The organism is Fluviicola sp. (assembly GCF_030151805.1).
Classification (GTDB): Bacteria; Bacteroidota; Bacteroidia; order Flavobacteriales_D; family Crocinitomicaceae; genus Fluviicola.
Genome location: NZ_JASLCN010000151.1, coordinates 1 through 15933 on the forward strand (window position 1 = coordinate 1; position 15933 = coordinate 15933).

Below are 15933 nucleotides of genomic sequence, written 5' to 3' on the forward strand. Positions count from 1 at the left end.
TTGATCTCTTCCAACGATTTCAATGATCGGTTGGGTCAACACCAACGAGTAATCGACGCAGCAAAAGAAACAGGAGTAAAACACCTCATTTACACGGGTGTTTCCATGCAGCATTTCGAACAATCGGCATTGAATCAAATCATGGGAGAGCATTTCGATACGGAAAAACACATTTTGAACTCCGGTTTGACGTATACTTTCCTGAGAGATAATTTGTATGCAGACGTGATTCCGGTATTTCTCGGAGAGCGGGTTCTGGAAACAGGAATCAATCTTCCGGCAGGAAACGGAAAGGTTCCTTATGCGGTGAGAAAAGACATTGCGGAAGCAGCAGCGAATATTTTGGCAGGCGAAGGACATGAAAACAAGATTTACGAAATTTCCAATACCGAAAGTTATTCCTACCAGGATGTTGCTGATCTGTTGAGCGAGATTTCGGGTAAAACAGTTCCTTATAACGACGTCCCGGTAACTGATTTTTCAAAAGCATTGACAGAAGCAGGAGTTCCGGAACACCTGATCGGGTTTACAATCGGGTTCGCGACTGCAACAAAAGACGGTGATTTCGACATTCCGAATACGCACCTGGAAGAGCTTTTAGGCAGAAAACCTACTTCTCTGAAGCAATTTTTGACAGAGACTTATTCTTTCCAATAACGAATCCGTTGATTCACTTAAAGCGAATATGGAATTTTCTGTATTCGCTTTTTGTATTTTGTACTTTTGCAACTATACACAATCATTTATGGAAGAGTTACTGGATGAAATCAACACAGATGAGAAGAAAACACTTCTATTCCGACCGGAAATTGCATTTATCTGGTTTTCAATCTTTGCTATCGGGTACTTGTTCAAAGTAATGCACTGGCCCTTTACAGGCCTTCTCCGGATAATCGGTGCCGGAGGTTTTATGGCGTATGCCTTTTCTTTATGGATATTGACGAAGCAGAAAACTATCTTGCTCCTCATTTGCAATACGCTTAGTCTTTTCTGGATTGTGATCATTCTTTGGGGATTTTTCTTTAATGACGGTTATCCTTTTAATTATGCCGGCTTAACTCTTCAGGGAATAACATTCGGAATCCTGTTGGTCCTGCATTTCGCCCTATTATTGATTATCAAAAAAAGAAGAAGTAGGTAGTTTGAATCAACATGGAATTTTTCTCCTTATTTTTGGTCATTATTACTACAATGAAAAATAATCTGTTTTACTAAAATCAACCCTTCATCTATGTTGAAAAAAACGTTTCAATTGTTACTGGCTGCTTTTCTGATTGTAAGCATTTCATCCTGTAAAGACAAAAAATACCCGACTATCAATATTCTGACTCCAACGGAGGATTCTCATTACCAGGTCAATCAGCAATTCACGGTTCATGTAGAAATGGAAGACGATCGCGGGATTATCTCTCACCGTTACTACTTTGGAGATGCAGCCGGAATTTCAGATCCTGATTTCACCAATTACGAAACAACGAATCTGAAAAAGAAAGAAAAAAAGCAAACGATCAATACCAATTTTCCATTACCGAATGTAACCGGAGAATTTTATTTACATGTTGAAGTAACGGACGATACGGGAAAAACAACGAAACAATCCAGACGTTTTTACATCAATCCCTGATTGAGGTTCCGTCATCTCAAATAAAATACCTGAAAGCGTCCGGACTATTCCGGGCTTTTTTGTTTAGTGATGTATGAAAACACAGGTGATCCAATGCCCGCATCGGATGACATATTACCTTTCCCGCAAATCACGCGGATTGCGCAGATGAAATAGCTAAAATCAGCTCTGCGCTCCGACTCTGTCGGAGTCTGTGTAATGCGCCAACCCTGATCGCATGTCGCCAATAGCTTTAGCGATGGCGCAAGCGTTCAGCAGACAATTTAAAAAATCACCTAAACTCGCGGACAAGCCATTTTGCTTTTACCTCTCCTCTACCCGGTGAATTGATTCAAATGACATTGCTTATATTTGATTTCGATTCATTCAAAACATATGTTGCAACCTTTAAGTAAACATCCTGTCATTTTTTACAACGTCGAAAACTTGTTCGACACGATTGACGATCCGAAACTCCAGGGAAATGAAGAATTCACTCCCGAAGGAGATAAAGAGTGGGATCATGAACGCTATTCTGAAAAGTTAAACCGGCTTTCGGAAGCGTTGCTGCTGGCAAACGGAGCTACTCCCCTGGCTTTCGGGATGGCGGAAATTGAAAACCGGAAAGTGGTCGAAGATTTGATCCGGACAGAAAAACTGAGCTCCGTTCCCTACAAGATCGTGCATTTCGATTCGGAGGACAGACGCGGAATTGACTGTGTATTTGTTTACGACAGCCGGTTTTTGAAAACCCAACTGGAAACAAAACTAATTGTTCTCGTGGAAGATGAACCGTATTTCCGGACGCGTGATATTCTACATATCAAAGGCCTTGTTTCGGACCATGAAATTCACTTCTTTGTCAATCACTGGCCTTCACGAAGAGAAGGAATCAAGGAATCTGAAAACCGCAGACATACCGCTGCTCGCCTGCTTCGGGCAGAAATTGATGAAATTCTGGGGTTTAACGAAGATGCAAATATCATCGTGATGGGAGATTTCAACGACACGCCGGAAGATCCGAGTATCCGGGAAATTCTTCGTGCCAAAGGACAACACGAACAAAAACCCGGCGATCTGATCAACCTGTTGGTAGAAGAACACAAAAAAGGAGCAGGAACAGTGGTTCACGAGCGTCAATGGGATGTTTTCGACCAGTTAATCGTTTCCCAGGGATTGCTTCAAGGGCAATCCGGGCTTGAGGTTGATCGGAATCATGCATTTATCGTCCGCAATCCGAAGCTTTTATACACTTTTGAGGACGGGAATCAAAAACCGAATTCCAGTTACGGCGGCGATTATTATCAGGGTGGTTATTCCGATCATTTACCTGTTTATTTAAGTTTGAACGAGAAATAATAAAACCGAAGCGATTTTTATATCACCCGGAGAAAAAGAATGAATACAGCACAAGAGTTTTTGACGGAATTCAGAACACAGCGCGATTTCAAATCGGCTACGAAGCTTTTGGAAAAAGATGAACCGTTCCGCACTGCCATTTTTCAGGAAATTGCTTCTGATCAATACCCTTTTCCGGAATATTCTTCCTGGATTGCGTATCATTTCTTTGAAAAGCACCCGGAACTCATGACCAAAGAGCTCTTCGGGTTAATGATTCATACATTGCTCCATACAAGCAACCATTCCGTTCAGCGAAACCTATCCAATACGTTGGTTTATGCTCCTTTTTCCTGCTCTGAAAACGGGGAATTGCTCGATAAACTCTTCCTCTTTCTGCATGATCCGGAAGCGCTTCCGGCTTTGAAATACCATGCCTTACGCATGATCGAAAAACATTACCTGAACGCATATCCGGAGCTGGTTCGGGAATTACGAACCGTTTTCGAGGTTATTTCAACTCATCCGAAAACTTCCATGCAGGCAATGGCCCGAAATTTTGAAAAAAAATACCGCAAACATCCTTATTATGCATACTAATATCTTTTTGCTCTTCTTTCTTTTACTGAGTTTTGTTCCTGAAAGCAACTCCCAAACCATTCGCCTGGAAGAGATCATGAAAGGGGAAGAATTTGTGGGATTTTCTCCGCAAAATATCCGCTGGTCAATCGACAACGAATCGGTGGTTTTTGACTGGAATCCGGGCAAAGAACCCGGAAGAAGTTTGTATGCTTACAACCTGAAACAACAAAAAACAGTAAAAATCCCTTTAGTCAACGGCGAGTATTCCTGGACTCCTACTTTAAACAATCATCCGCAATTAGCTGCTGTTCATTATTTTATTGAATCCGGAAATTTGTTCAGATACGATTTCAAAACCAGGAAAAAAACAGTGGTCTATTCCGGAAGTGATCCTGTGGAAGAGGTCTTTCAATGGAAGAATTCCCCACTGATTTATTTTATCCTTCGCTCAAACGTTTTTTCCTACAATGCACTTGCAGGAAGCATGACTCAAGTTACCAATTTTATACAGGGAAGTAAACCAACGGAGAAAAGTGATTCCAGCTTTTTGATTCAACAGCAGAAAGAACTGTTCACTTATATTCAATGGCAAAACACAAAAAAGGATTGGAACAAAAAACAACCCAATCGAAAACTTCCTTCCGGAATTTACTATTCTAAAAGCGAATACGTCTCAAAAATCACTGTCAGTGAAAACGGTCGTTTTGTTTCGTTTGTTCTCACAACGGATTCCGATGCTCCGAACACCCATTACGAAGCGCATATTACACAGGACGGATTTACACAAAACCGGCAGGCGCGCCCGAAAGTGAGCAACCTGGAGCCCAATACGCGAATGGGAATTTTTGACCTTGAAAAAGACAGTGTTTATTTTGTGAGTGCGTCTTCTTTGAGCGACATCCGCAAAAAACCGGCCTATTTAGCGGAATACGGTTCCAGCGGTTTGTTTCCAAATGACAGGGAGCTTTGTTTTCACCAGGCGGTAATGAATCCGCAGGAAAACAATGCCTTGGTCGACATCCGGGCTTTTGACAACAAGGATCGCTGGATTTGCCTGCTGGATCTCGGGACAGGAACTTTAAGCGAATTGGATCACCAGCACGATGAAGCGTGGATCGGCGGGCCGGGAATTTCCGAATGGAATGAAGCCGACGGAACTTTAGCCTGGATCAATGCTTCCGAATTCATCTTTCAAAGCGAGCAAAGCGGTTATTCGCACCTATACTCCATGAATATTCAATCCAAAAGCAAAAGAGCATTGACTTCCGGAAATTGGGAAGTGCATGATTGCTTTTTCTCCCGGGATATGAAAACGATCTATTTCATTGCGAATAAAATCCATCCGGGTGTTCGGAACGGCTACAAACTCGATTTGAAATCCAACCAGGTTACACCTTTGTTTGAAGGAAAATTCGGAATTGAATGGGTTTTGTCTCCGGATGAAAAAACGTGGGCGATTCGTTATTCGACCACCACCCACCCCTGGGAATTATGCATTGTTCCGAATCTCCCGAATCAACCATTGATTCCTGTTACGAAAAGTACTTTGCCTGAATTTGATAAACTGCAACTCCTGACTCCTGAAATCATTCCAATTTCTTCTTCCGACGGAAAAACCATTTATTCGCGCATTTACAAACCGGAAAAACCGAACGGTGCGGCGGTTTTGTTTGTTCACGGAGCGGGATATCTGCAAAATGCACATCATTACTGGAGTTATTATCAACGTGAGATGCTGTTTCATCAATTGCTCACCGAAAAAGGCTACACGGTTCTGGATGTCGATTACAGAGCCAGTGAGGGTTACGGACGTGATTGGAGGACGGATATTTACCGCGACATGGGCAACCGCGATCTGCACGATTATATAGATGCGAAGAATTTCCTGGTTAAAAATGTCGCTATCGATTCAAACAGAGTCGGGATTTACGGCGGAAGCTACGGTGGTTTCATCACCTTAATGGGCTTACTCAAAACACCGGATGCATTCAATTGCGGTGCTGCATTGAGAGCTGTGACGGATTGGGCTCATTACAATCACGAGTACACGAGCAATATTCTGAATTATCCTTCCACAGATCCGAAGGCTTATAAAAGAAGCAGTCCGATTTACTTTGCTGAAAATCTGAAAAAGCCTTTGTTGATGCTGCACGGAATGGTCGATGACAATGTACAATTCCAGGATATTGTGCGCTTGAATCAACGTTTTATTGAATTGGGGAAAACCAACTTCCAATTGAGTATTTTCCCAACCGAAGCACACGGATTCACGTTTACTCCTGCATGGGTTGACGAATACAGGAGGATTTTGGAGTTGTTTGAACACAATTTGAGATAATTCCTAATTCCTAATTCCTAATTAAAAAATGTTCAAGAGTTTAAAAGTTTAATCATTCGTAATTCGTAATTCGTAATTCGTAATTCGTAATTCGTAATTCGTAATTCTTATATCATGGAAATCCGTGAATTAAAAACCATCGGGGAAATGCTACCTCATCTTTCTGTTTTGCAGGAACTCTATCCTGATCTGACAGTTGAAAATTATCGAAAAATGCTCCTGGATATGCTTCCGAACAAGTATGCGCAGGTGGCAGTTTTTGAGCAGGAAAAGTGTCTAGCGATCAGCGGATATTGGCTTGGAACAAAACTTTGGTGCGGACCTTATCTCGAACTTGACAACGTGATTGTTTCCCAAAGTGCACGAGGAACCGGAGCCGGAAAACTCATTCAACACTACCTGGAAGAAAAAGCGCAGGAATTAAACTGTAACATCATGGCGCTGGATGCTTACACGAATAATTTCAAGGCTCACCGCTTTTATTACAACCAGGGATATGCTCCGAAAGGTTTTCATTTTGTAAAAATCCTGAACGAAGACGGACTGACCTAAGATTCTTTCGATTCGATGCGTCTTAACTCATCACGGATCAATTTTCCGCAAATCTGGATCTGATCAACAATCTGAGAAACCAAAATCTTCATTTCGTTTTTGCTCAATTGCAGATCTTTCTCGAGTTTCAGTAACAATTCTGCCGTAGTATGCATTCCAAAAAGACGAGCCGGACTTAAAATCTGATGTGCTTGTTTGCGCAGCTCTTCCCAATTTTCATCTTCAAAAAAGTGAATCAATTCGATGGAATATTCGGGCATCATTTCGAGATAGGCTCCGTACATCTCACGCAGGTATTCTTCGTTTCCTTCTGCCCGTTCTTCCAAAAGAGTCAAATCCAGCAATCCTTCCGCAGTATGATCCGTCTGTTTGGTTTCCGAGAATATCAGGTTGTTCTGATATCCCCATTTAACGAGCAATTGGTAAAGCTTTTCGGGATTAAACGGTTTCGAAATGTAATCGTTCATTCCTGCATTGATGAATTTGTTCTGGTCGCCAACCATCGCCGAAGCCGTAATTGCAATGATCGGAATGGAACAGGTTGGTTCCGGAAATTTTGAGCGGATAAACCGGGTTGCTTCCATTCCATCCATTCGCGGCATGTAGTAATCCATCAGAATCACATCAAAAGTCTGGTCTTTTAAAATGGCAATGGCATCCAGGGCATTACTTACCGCCACAACTGTTGCATTCCACTTATTCAGATCGTAGAGAATAACACGCTGGTTGATTGAATTGTCTTCGACCAGTAATACGCGAAGTCCGCTGAGATCTTTTACCAGAACAATGTCTTCCTGATCCGATTTTTTCGTTTCAACCTGGATCGTATGAAGTTCAAAATCCAGTTCAAACGACAAGGTAGTTCCCCAACCTTCCTTACTGAAAAGCGCAACGTTTCCTCCCATGGCTTCCACCAATGATTTTGCAATTCCCAATCCCAAACCGGTTCCGGAAACAGTACGCGTGCGGTGATCTTCCAGCTGCGTGAAGTTCTCAAAGACAAATTCCTGCTTGTTTTCCGGAATCCCGATTCCCGTATCTTGTACTTCGAAGGAAATCCGCTCCATGTTTTTTCTGTGGAGAATGGAATGAACACGCAAGGTAATACTTCCGTCAATGGTGAATTTGATCGCATTCCCGACAATGTTCAAAAGAATCTGGTTCAAACGAACCGGGTCTCCAATTACAAAATCAGGGAGATTCTGGTGAAAATCCTGCTGCAACGTCAAGCCTTTTTCCTCTACGCGGTAAGCAATCGAGTTAACGAAATTGGACAGAAAGTCTTTCAGGGAAAAACGCACGTATTCAAAAGACATTTTCCCGGCTCTGATCTTAGACACATCCAGCAAATCATTCACCACATGCAGTAATCCATTGGCAGAAAGATTCAGCGTATGCGCAATTTCCCGTTGGTTTTCGGATAAATTCTCGTCGTTCAACTGCCTGGTCAATCCAATGATTCCGTTCATCGGAGTCCGGATTTCATGACTGACATTCGCCAGGAACAATTCCTGGGTTTTGAGTGCGTTTTCTGCTTTTCGCTTCTCCCGGATTGCCAATTCTCGTGCTTCCAGCAAATCCGTAATGTCCGTATCTACAAACACCAAAAATTTCAACTCGTTCTGTTCGTCAAAAACCGGTGTCAAAGAAGTTTGAATGTATTTCTGCTCCTGGTTTTTCAATTCTTTAAACGCCTGGAAAACGATGGATTCCTTGTTTTCAACCGACTTTTCGATAAACGATGAAATCTCAGCCCGCGTCAATCCACTTACATCGTAAATACTCGTTCCTTTGGCGGAAAGAAATTCTTCCGATGAATTCCAGCCGTACAATCGCACAAAACCTTCATTCATCCAGGAAATCACTCCCTGCGGGTTCGTGATCGTGATTCCGTTATTGGTATTACTCGCTACAATGGATAAGCGCTCCAATTCTTTGTTTTTCGAAAGAATCACTTTATTGGACGAAACGCGGTCTTTGTAGCGTGCATAAATAAAAATCAGCAAGACAACCAACAGCGCGACACTTCCTATCAACAGGTTTTGGATTGTCATTTGATTGATGTTGTTGTCATTCTGAAGCTTTTTATTCCGGTTCAGAATCGCTATTTCTTCATTCTTTTTGTTCAGATCATACAGGAATTGCAGTCTCACCAACTCTTTCGCATTTTCTTCGGCACTGTATTCTTCAAACTTCTGGTTGTAGAGCAACCGGTATTCATAAGCCGCTTTGTAGTTTCCTCTTTGGCTTTCAAGTTCGGAATAGAATTCGTAATAGTTTTTATATTCTGCTAAAAACTGAAAACGGTGCACGTTTTTCTCGTAATCTTTCAAAGCTTCTTCCGCTTCTTTCTGCATTTTCTTATCCAGGTAAGTGCGAACCAATAATTTGGATGCGCTGAAAATATAATCCGGTTTCTTCAAGCGGGTATAAATCTTCAGTGCTTGTTTGGTGTATTTTTCCAGGCTGTCCACATTTCCTTCCAAACCGTAAGCTTCGCCATAATTGGCCAAACCAACCGCATAACTCAGCGTGTCTTTTAACATCAATGAATTGGCAATCACTTTCCGGGCATATTCCCTGCTGATTTTCAGATTGTCGTCTCCTTTCCGGACCTGGTAATAAATCAAATACAAATTCGACAGGTTGTTGTTCGAAGCCAATACGTAATCTTCCCGCTTTTTTGTTTTTGCCTCCAGGAGCACCGATTGATAGATCGACCTTGCTTTATCGAGATACCAGGTATTTTTGTTTTCCAGTCCGTAATCTGTCAAACAATGTCCCACAAAACTTTTACTCCTGAAATACGCATAAATCTCTTTTACTTTCCGGAATTCGATCAGCGACCGTTCAAAATGGCTGGCGGCTTTCAGATGCACTTTCAGATCTTTGAAAATAAAGCCGATCTGAAATTCTATTTCGCCGATGAGTTTGGAATCATTCAATTGTTCTGCAACTGAGAGCGCCTGGTAAGCAAAATCGATGGCAGATTTCAGGTCTCCGCTTTGTTGTTCGTAGTTACTCAAACGACTCAATACGGTGTATTTGAAATCTCTTTTCCGTTTGATTTCTTCCGATCGGTTGGCGATGGTCAGAAGCCGGATACTTTCATGAATATCCGAATCTTTTACCTCAGCTGCTTTTTGAATTAACTGCTGAACCGGGGCGCTTTCTTCCGAAATCGAATCAGCATACGAGACACTGCTATTGAAAAGAAATACAACTCCTAAAACAAGAAGTTTTGCCAAGAAGATATCCCTTTCCAAAGTCCCCCTCATGAATTTGAATTACAGTCAATTAATGTGAAGTTAAGGAATATTTTCCTACTCCTAAATGCGATTCCTTGCTGAAAGCCGGAATAAATGTCCAGAATGTGCCTTACACTAAATAAATCAGCTACTTGGCTACCTGAATGTATGAAATAAACACGATTCTAATAAAACTTCGTTAAATTCGACACTATAAATTAGAACTTATGAAAAACAACATTCTCCTCTCTTTCCTTTTCCTTCCTCTACTTCACTTCGCCCAGGACTCTCACGGGAGTTGTTCTTCCGTAAAAAAACACCAGAATTCACAGCTCAAAAGTAACACGTTTAGTGTTTCCCAGATTGCTGAAACGGAAAAGTATGATGTTCATTATTATTTCCTGAATCTGAACATGACCAATACTTCAACCACTTTGTCGGGGTCTGCTGAAATTCATGCGAAAGCAAGAGTCAATCTCGATTCTGCTCTGGTAGAGTTCTTTCACACTTTCGTCATTTCTTCCATTGAAGTAAACGGAACTCCTGTGAATTACAATCGTCAGAACAGTGCATTGAAAATTCCTGTAAACAAATTACCTGGCGAAAACTTTGTGATTCATGTAAACTACAGCGGAACACCTCCGACTTCTGCTACCAATCCGCTTGGCGGCGGCGGAATGACCAATGGCACTTCTCCGTCCTGGGGAAATCAGGTTACCTGGTCTTTGTCCGAACCTTTCGCAGCTTATGAATGGTTTCCTGTAAAACAATCCCTGAAAGACAAGGCCGATAGTTGTTCCGTTTGGGTAACTGTTCCTACAAACTGTAAAGCAGGATCAAACGGATTGCTGCAACAAGTGGTTGATCTTGGAAACGGAACTCACCGCTTCGAATGGAAACACCGTCACCCGATTGATTATTACCTGATTTCGGTTGCCGTAGCCAAATATGTAGAATACAATGTTACTGCGAACCCTGTTGGTTCCGGTCCGGTGTTGATTCAAAACTTCATTTATGACAATCCACAAACGTTGCCAAATTTTCAAAATGATATCAATGAAACTGCGGACTTCCTGGAATTGTTTGCCGGTTTATTCGGTCCTTATCCTTTTGCAGATGAAAAATACGGACATTGCATGGCTCCGATTTCCGGTGGAATGGAACACCAAACGATGACTACACAAGGTTTTTTCAATCCGGCACTTACGGCTCACGAATTGGCGCATCAATGGTACGGAGATCACATTACCTGTTCTTCCTGGGCAGATATCTGGGTGAACGAAGGTTTTGCTTCCTATGCCGAATACATGATGCTGGAAGCCTTGTATCCGGGTGATCAGGTTCAGGATATGCTGGACAGGCATACGGATATCATGCAGCAAACAGGAGGATCGGTTTGGGTTCTGGATTCATTGAGCGATGCAAGTATTTTCTCCAGCCGTTTGGTTTACAACAAAGGGGCTGCTATTTTGCATACCCTGCGTTTCTTAATCGGCGACGATGCTGTTTTTTACCAGGGGTTGAAAAATGCCCAGATTTTGTATGCCGATTCTGTTGCTTCGGGAACAGATATCATTGGAGTATTCGAAAACGTAAGCGGGAAGGATTTTTCGAATTTTGCAGAAGAATGGTATTTCGGAGAAGGATATCCGACTTATTCGGTTCGCTGGAACCTGGTAGGAAGTGATGCATTGGTGGAAATCAATCACATAACATCCAAGCCGCTTGTCACTCCGGTATTCACCAATGACCTGGAATTGTTGATCGACCGGACAGGTGTTGCCGATACAATCATTCGTTTTCAAATTACAGGGAATCAAAACCAGTTTATCATTCCGAATGCTTCGAATTTTGCAAATATCATGAAGATTGATCCGAACAACTGGATTTGTAATAAGTCCTTAGGAATTGTGAGAGACAACAATTTCACTGCCGGAATTTCCGAAAACGAACAGGCAGCGAATATCTCTGTTTATCCGAACCCTACAAGCGGTTATGTGACAATCGAAATGAAGAACACCGGTGAAAACTATGAATTGATCCTTTTGGACGGCAAAGGCCGTTCAGTTCTTTCGCAAAATTTTGATCATTCAGCAACGCTGGATCTAAAAGATTACGCTTCCGGAACGTATATTTTACAAGTCAGAAACCTGACAAGCGGCGAGCGATACAGCAAGTTGATCAAGCGATAACAATACCCGATTTAAAACGAAAAGCATTCTTCAAAACAAAGGATGCTTTTTTAGTTTCGGTTAATTTTGTTCTAAATTATCCCTCCGTCTGAAAATCATCCCTAAATTTACAGGACTAAAAAATAATTCATGAAAAAAATCGCTTTATTACTATTGGTAGGTTTTGGTATCTCAGCTTTGATGAACCAGGCTACGGCACAGAGTAAACTTCAGGATTGGAACGAACTGAAAGACTTTCACAAAGTAATGGCTCAAACATTCCACCCGAGTGAAGAAGGAAACCTGGAGCCGATCAAAACAAGAATCGGTGAAATGGTAGAAAAAGCAAAAACATTGCAAGCTTCTAAATTCCCGGCTGATTTTGATAATGAGAAAATCAAGAAAGCAGTTGCTCAATTGGTAACAGATAGTGAGAAACTACAAAAAGCAATCAAGGGTGGTGCAAGTGATAAGAAAATCACGAAATCACTGTCTGAATTGCATGATGTGTTTCATCAAATCGTAGGACTTTGTTCTGAAACAGAAGGACACGATCACGACCATGAACACGGTGAAGGTCACAATCACAGTCATTAAGATAAACGTTTTTAAAATCCCCGGCATTTCGACTTCGTTCAATGGCCGGGGATTTTTTATTTTATCATATCCCGAATAATGTAAGAAAGCCGATGTTTGAAAGCAAATCAATCATTTAAACGATTAGTTGCCGTAAAAAACAATTCTTAGAATCCGTTGACTCCATTTACGGTTGTGTATTTCAAAATATTCTTTTTATCCGGGTGAATGCGGGCAAATGCCGATTGAACAGCCAATGTTCCTTCATGGAATCCGCACAGGATCAATTTCAGTTTGTTCTCATATGTATTGACATCTCCGATTGCATAGATTCCGGGAATATTCGTGGAATAATCCAGTGTATTCACTTTGATGGCATTTTTCTCAATTTCCAGTCCCCAGTCAGCAATTGGTCCAAGCGTAGGTTTCAACCCGAATAAAGGAATAAAATGATCTGCTTTTGTGACAATTTCTCCGTTTTTTGAATGACTGATCACTACTTCTTCCAGGTTCGATCCTCCTTTCAAATCAACGACTTCGGCTTCTGTGATGAGCGCTATTTTTCCGGATTCAGCCATGTGAATGACTTTTTGCACCGAATCCAAATGCCCACGGAAAGATGCACTTCTGTGAACCAGTGTTATTTCAGAAGCGATGTTATTTTCTGCCAGGTAAATCGACCAATCCAGCGCGGAATCACCACCTCCGGCTATGACACACTTTTTACCGCGGAACACTTCCGGATCTTTGATCATATAATCCACTCCTTTTTCTTCAAACAACCCGATGCTTTCAATAGGCGGTTTCCGTGGTTCAAACACTCCCAAACCTCCGGCAATGATCACCACTTTCGCTTTGTGCTTTGTTCCTTTAACCGTTGAAACGATAAAGGTTCCGTCAGCTTCTTTCCCGATATCGGTTGCCGCTTCTCCCAATGTAAATCCGGGTTTGAATGGCGCCGCCTGTTCCATCAGGTTATCGATCAAATCTCCTGCCAAAACGGATGGAAAGCCGGGAATATCATAAATCGGTTTCTTGGGATAGATTTCCGAACATTGTCCACCCGGCTGTGGCAACGAGTCGATTAAATGACAACGCAGTTTTAATAATCCTGCTTCAAACACGGTAAATAGTCCGACCGGACCTGTTCCGATAATAACAATATCTGTTTCGATCATAATTAAACGTTTTAATAAGTCATGTACGAAAGTATTTGTGATCGTGAATTTTAGTTACTCACCTGAATGCTCGTACGGGATATTTTAATAAACTACTCCGGCCGCCACCGTATTGTTCGTGTTTTCATTCACGAGGATGAACGATCCCGTTTTGGCCTGTTTTTCAAATGCATCATAACTCATGGCATCTGCCAGGCGAATTTCTACCTTCGCCAATTCATTCAGCTTTAAATCACCGCTGCTTTCCAAATCCCGGAAGCTGTGAATATCGATTTTCGAACGGATTTCGCGAATAGCTGCTTTTGTACGAAAACTATTCTGCTGTAACAACAATTTCTGCCCCGGTTGAAAAGCCTGGTTGTCCATCCAGCAAATAGTCGCTTCGATGGTTTTATCTGTCGTTGGTAAATCTGATGAAAGAACAATCGTATTCCCGCGGCTGATATCCAAATCATCTTCCAGGTGTAAGACAACCGGCTGATTTTTACCCGCAGAAGAAACTTCACTTAAATTCGATTCGATTGCTGCGATTCTGCTCGTTAATCCGGAAGGTAAAACCGTTACCTCATCTCCTGTTTGAAACGTTCCGCTCAAAACACTTCCCGCATATCCGCGGTAATCGTGTAATTGTTCTGTTTGCGGTCTGATCACAAGTTGTACCTGAAAACGTGCAACTTCAGCTTCTGTTGAGATTCCTATTTCCACTGTTTCCAGATAAGATAAAAGCGGCAATCCGTCATACCAGGACAATGCTTCGCTTGCATGCACCACATGATCTCCGTTAAGTGCCGATGTCGGGATGAAATCCACTGCCTTTAAACCAATCAGTTGAGAAAACGCCTTGTAATCGGAAACAATCTCATTGAAACGCTCTTCGCTGTATTCGACCAAATCCATTTTATTGATACAAACCAAGACGCGTGGAGTTCCCAAAACCGCAGAAATAATACTGTGCCGTTTTGTTTGGTCCGTGATTCCGTTTCGTGCATCCACCAAAATGATTGCCAGTTGAGCTGTAGAAGCTCCGGTGAACATGTTCCGCGTGTACTGAGCGTGTCCGGGAGTATCTGCAATGATGAATTTCCGTTTATCTGTGGAGAAATATTTATACGCCACATCGATGGTAATTCCCTGTTCCCGTTCTGCCCGCAAACCGTCTGTCAATAAAGCCAGATCAATACTCGCGTGTTCTCCCACGCTTTTGCTTTGCCGTGTGAGTGTTTCGATAATATCCGTAGAAATTGATTTGCTGTCATAAAGCAAGCGACCAATCAAGGTGCTTTTTCCGTCGTCTACGTTTCCTGCTGTAAAAAATCGTAATAAATCCATTTTTTTTGAATTGTTTTCACCACTTCTCCCCTTTAGGGGGAAACAGTTAATCATTAAAAATACCCTCCTTTTTTCCTGTCTTCCATTGCTGCTTCGGAAATGCGATCGTCCATACGCGTTGCTCCACGTTCGGAAATCTTTGCTTCTTTGATCTCTGCAATAATATCTTCGACTGTAAAAGCCTCACTTTCGACTGCTGCCGTACACGTCATATCTCCTACTGTTCTATAGCGTACTTTTCGTGTCACCAACACATCCTTTTCATCAAGGTTCAGGAATGAATTGTTTGCCATCAACTGACCGTTTTCCGTCAAAACACATTCGCGTTCGTGCGTAAAGTAAATTTCCGGAAGCTGAATGTTTTCCCGTTGAATGTAATTCCACACATCGAGTTCCGTCCAGTTACTGATTGGAAAGACACGTACGTTTTCTCCTTTGTGAATCTTACCGTTGTAAATACTCCACAATTCCGGTCTTTGCAATTTCGGATCCCACTGCCCGAATTCATCGCGAACCGAGAAAACACGCTCCTTGGCTCTTGCTTTTTCTTCATCGCGTCTTGCTCCACCGATACAGGCATCAAACTCAAATTCCTCAATGGTTTCCAATAAGGTATTGGTTTGAAGGGCATTTCGGCTCGGAAACTTTCCGCGTGCATCCTGGAGCTTGTTTTTCGCGATCGTATCTTCTACTTTGCGCACGATCAGCTTCTCCCCGATCTCTGCGGCCAGGTGATCTCTGAAATCCAGGGCTTCCCGGAAATTATGTCCGGTATCGATATGAACCAGTGGAAAAGGAAACTTCCCCGGACGAAATGCTTTCAAAGCCAGATGCACCAAACAAATACTGTCTTTTCCTCCTGAAAACAATAGCGCAGGTCTGTCAAATTGTCCCGCAACTTCTCTTAAAATATAGATCGCTTCCGCTTCTAATTCGTCTAAATAATCTTTCATATAATTCCTAATTCCTAATTCCTAATTCCTAATTCCTAATTCCTAATTCCTAATTCCTAATTCCT

Annotated in this window: 13 protein-coding genes; 9 read left to right on the plus strand and 4 right to left on the minus strand. The window is 42.1% G+C overall.

The window, feature by feature from the left end:
* The 7 genes from Q1V93_RS05730 to Q1V93_RS05760 all read left to right on the plus strand — a co-directional run.
* Positions 1-657 (plus strand): NmrA family NAD(P)-binding protein (locus Q1V93_RS05730; RefSeq protein ID WP_300662665.1); only part of this gene is annotated, 657 nt, incomplete at its 5' end.
* Between the two features lie 88 nt (positions 658-745).
* On the plus strand, positions 746-1141 hold the full coding sequence (locus Q1V93_RS05735; RefSeq protein ID WP_300662668.1) for a hypothetical protein: 396 nt from the start codon (positions 746-748) through the stop codon (positions 1139-1141).
* Between the two features lie 90 nt (positions 1142-1231).
* Complete coding sequence (locus Q1V93_RS05740; RefSeq protein WP_300662671.1) at positions 1232-1624, plus strand: hypothetical protein; 393 nt, start codon at positions 1232-1234, stop codon at positions 1622-1624.
* A 375-nt stretch (positions 1625-1999) separates the two neighbouring features.
* Entirely contained in the window at positions 2000-2962 is a 963-nt protein-coding gene (locus Q1V93_RS05745) for a hypothetical protein (RefSeq protein WP_300662674.1), read from the plus strand.
* Positions 2963-3001: 39 nt separating this feature from the next.
* On the plus strand, positions 3002-3541 hold the full coding sequence (locus tag Q1V93_RS05750; RefSeq protein WP_300662677.1) for a hypothetical protein: 540 nt from the start codon (positions 3002-3004) through the stop codon (positions 3539-3541).
* Positions 3531-5861 (plus strand): prolyl oligopeptidase family serine peptidase, encoded by a 2331-nt coding sequence (locus Q1V93_RS05755; protein ID WP_300662680.1) that lies wholly within the window; start codon positions 3531-3533, stop codon positions 5859-5861. Before Q1V93_RS05750 ends, Q1V93_RS05755 begins: the two co-directional genes overlap by 11 nt.
* A 114-nt stretch (positions 5862-5975) precedes the next feature.
* Positions 5976-6413 (plus strand): GNAT family N-acetyltransferase, encoded by a 438-nt coding sequence (locus tag Q1V93_RS05760; protein WP_300662683.1) that lies wholly within the window; start codon positions 5976-5978, stop codon positions 6411-6413.
* Here Q1V93_RS05760 and Q1V93_RS05765 read toward each other — a convergent pair.
* On the minus strand, positions 6410-9661 hold the full coding sequence (locus tag Q1V93_RS05765; RefSeq protein WP_300662686.1) for an ATP-binding protein: 3252 nt from the start codon (positions 9659-9661) through the stop codon (positions 6410-6412). The two genes, Q1V93_RS05760 and Q1V93_RS05765, sit on opposite strands and share 4 nt — an antisense overlap.
* 227 nt (positions 9662-9888) lie before the next feature.
* Between Q1V93_RS05765 and Q1V93_RS05770 the strand changes: the two genes are divergently transcribed.
* Together Q1V93_RS05770 and Q1V93_RS05775 are read left to right on the plus strand one after the other, a co-directional pair.
* Positions 9889-11853, plus strand: a complete 1965-nt coding sequence (locus Q1V93_RS05770; RefSeq protein WP_300662689.1) for a M1 family aminopeptidase — start codon at positions 9889-9891, stop codon at positions 11851-11853.
* A gap of 129 nt (positions 11854-11982) precedes the next feature.
* Positions 11983-12429, plus strand: coding sequence for a hypothetical protein (locus tag Q1V93_RS05775; RefSeq protein WP_300662692.1), 447 nt, complete (start codon positions 11983-11985; stop codon positions 12427-12429).
* A gap of 146 nt (positions 12430-12575) precedes the next feature.
* On the opposite strand, the gene Q1V93_RS05780 is transcribed toward Q1V93_RS05775, so the two are convergent.
* The 3 genes from Q1V93_RS05780 to cysD form a co-directional block, all read right to left on the minus strand.
* Positions 12576-13586, minus strand: a complete 1011-nt coding sequence (locus Q1V93_RS05780; RefSeq protein ID WP_300662695.1) for an NAD(P)/FAD-dependent oxidoreductase — start codon at positions 13584-13586, stop codon at positions 12576-12578.
* Positions 13587-13670: 84 nt separating this feature from the next.
* Complete coding sequence (locus Q1V93_RS05785) at positions 13671-14915, minus strand: GTP-binding protein (protein ID WP_300662698.1); 1245 nt, start codon at positions 14913-14915, stop codon at positions 13671-13673.
* Positions 14916-14968: 53 nt separating this feature from the next.
* Positions 14969-15868 carry a sulfate adenylyltransferase subunit CysD gene (gene cysD / locus Q1V93_RS05790; protein WP_300662701.1) on the minus strand — a complete coding sequence of 300 codons (900 nt, stop codon included), beginning with the start codon at positions 15866-15868 and terminating at the stop codon, positions 14969-14971.
* Positions 15869-15933: the final 65 nt, after the last annotated feature.

Bases quoted from the DNA above. Each gene is read 5' to 3' on its own strand.
- Q1V93_RS05750 (WP_300662677.1), top strand. From the start codon at position 3,002: ATGAATACAGCACAAGAGTTTTTGACGGAATTCAGAACACAGCGCGAT.
- Q1V93_RS05745 (WP_300662674.1), top strand. From the start codon at position 2,000: ATGTTGCAACCTTTAAGTAAACATCCTGTCATTTTTTACAACGTCGAA.
- Q1V93_RS05760 (WP_300662683.1), top strand. From the start codon at position 5,976: ATGGAAATCCGTGAATTAAAAACCATCGGGGAAATGCTACCTCATCTT.
- Q1V93_RS05755 (WP_300662680.1), top strand. From the start codon at position 3,531: ATGCATACTAATATCTTTTTGCTCTTCTTTCTTTTACTGAGTTTTGTT.
- Q1V93_RS05775 (WP_300662692.1), top strand. From the start codon at position 11,983: ATGAAAAAAATCGCTTTATTACTATTGGTAGGTTTTGGTATCTCAGCT.
- Q1V93_RS05735 (WP_300662668.1), top strand. From the start codon at position 746: ATGGAAGAGTTACTGGATGAAATCAACACAGATGAGAAGAAAACACTT.
- cysD (WP_300662701.1), bottom strand. From the start codon at position 15,868: ATGAAAGATTATTTAGACGAATTAGAAGCGGAAGCGATCTATATTTTA.
- Q1V93_RS05740 (WP_300662671.1), top strand. From the start codon at position 1,232: ATGTTGAAAAAAACGTTTCAATTGTTACTGGCTGCTTTTCTGATTGTA.
- Q1V93_RS05780 (WP_300662695.1), bottom strand. From the start codon at position 13,586: ATGATCGAAACAGATATTGTTATTATCGGAACAGGTCCGGTCGGACTA.
- Q1V93_RS05770 (WP_300662689.1), top strand. From the start codon at position 9,889: ATGAAAAACAACATTCTCCTCTCTTTCCTTTTCCTTCCTCTACTTCAC.
- Q1V93_RS05785 (WP_300662698.1), bottom strand. From the start codon at position 14,915: ATGGATTTATTACGATTTTTTACAGCAGGAAACGTAGACGACGGAAAA.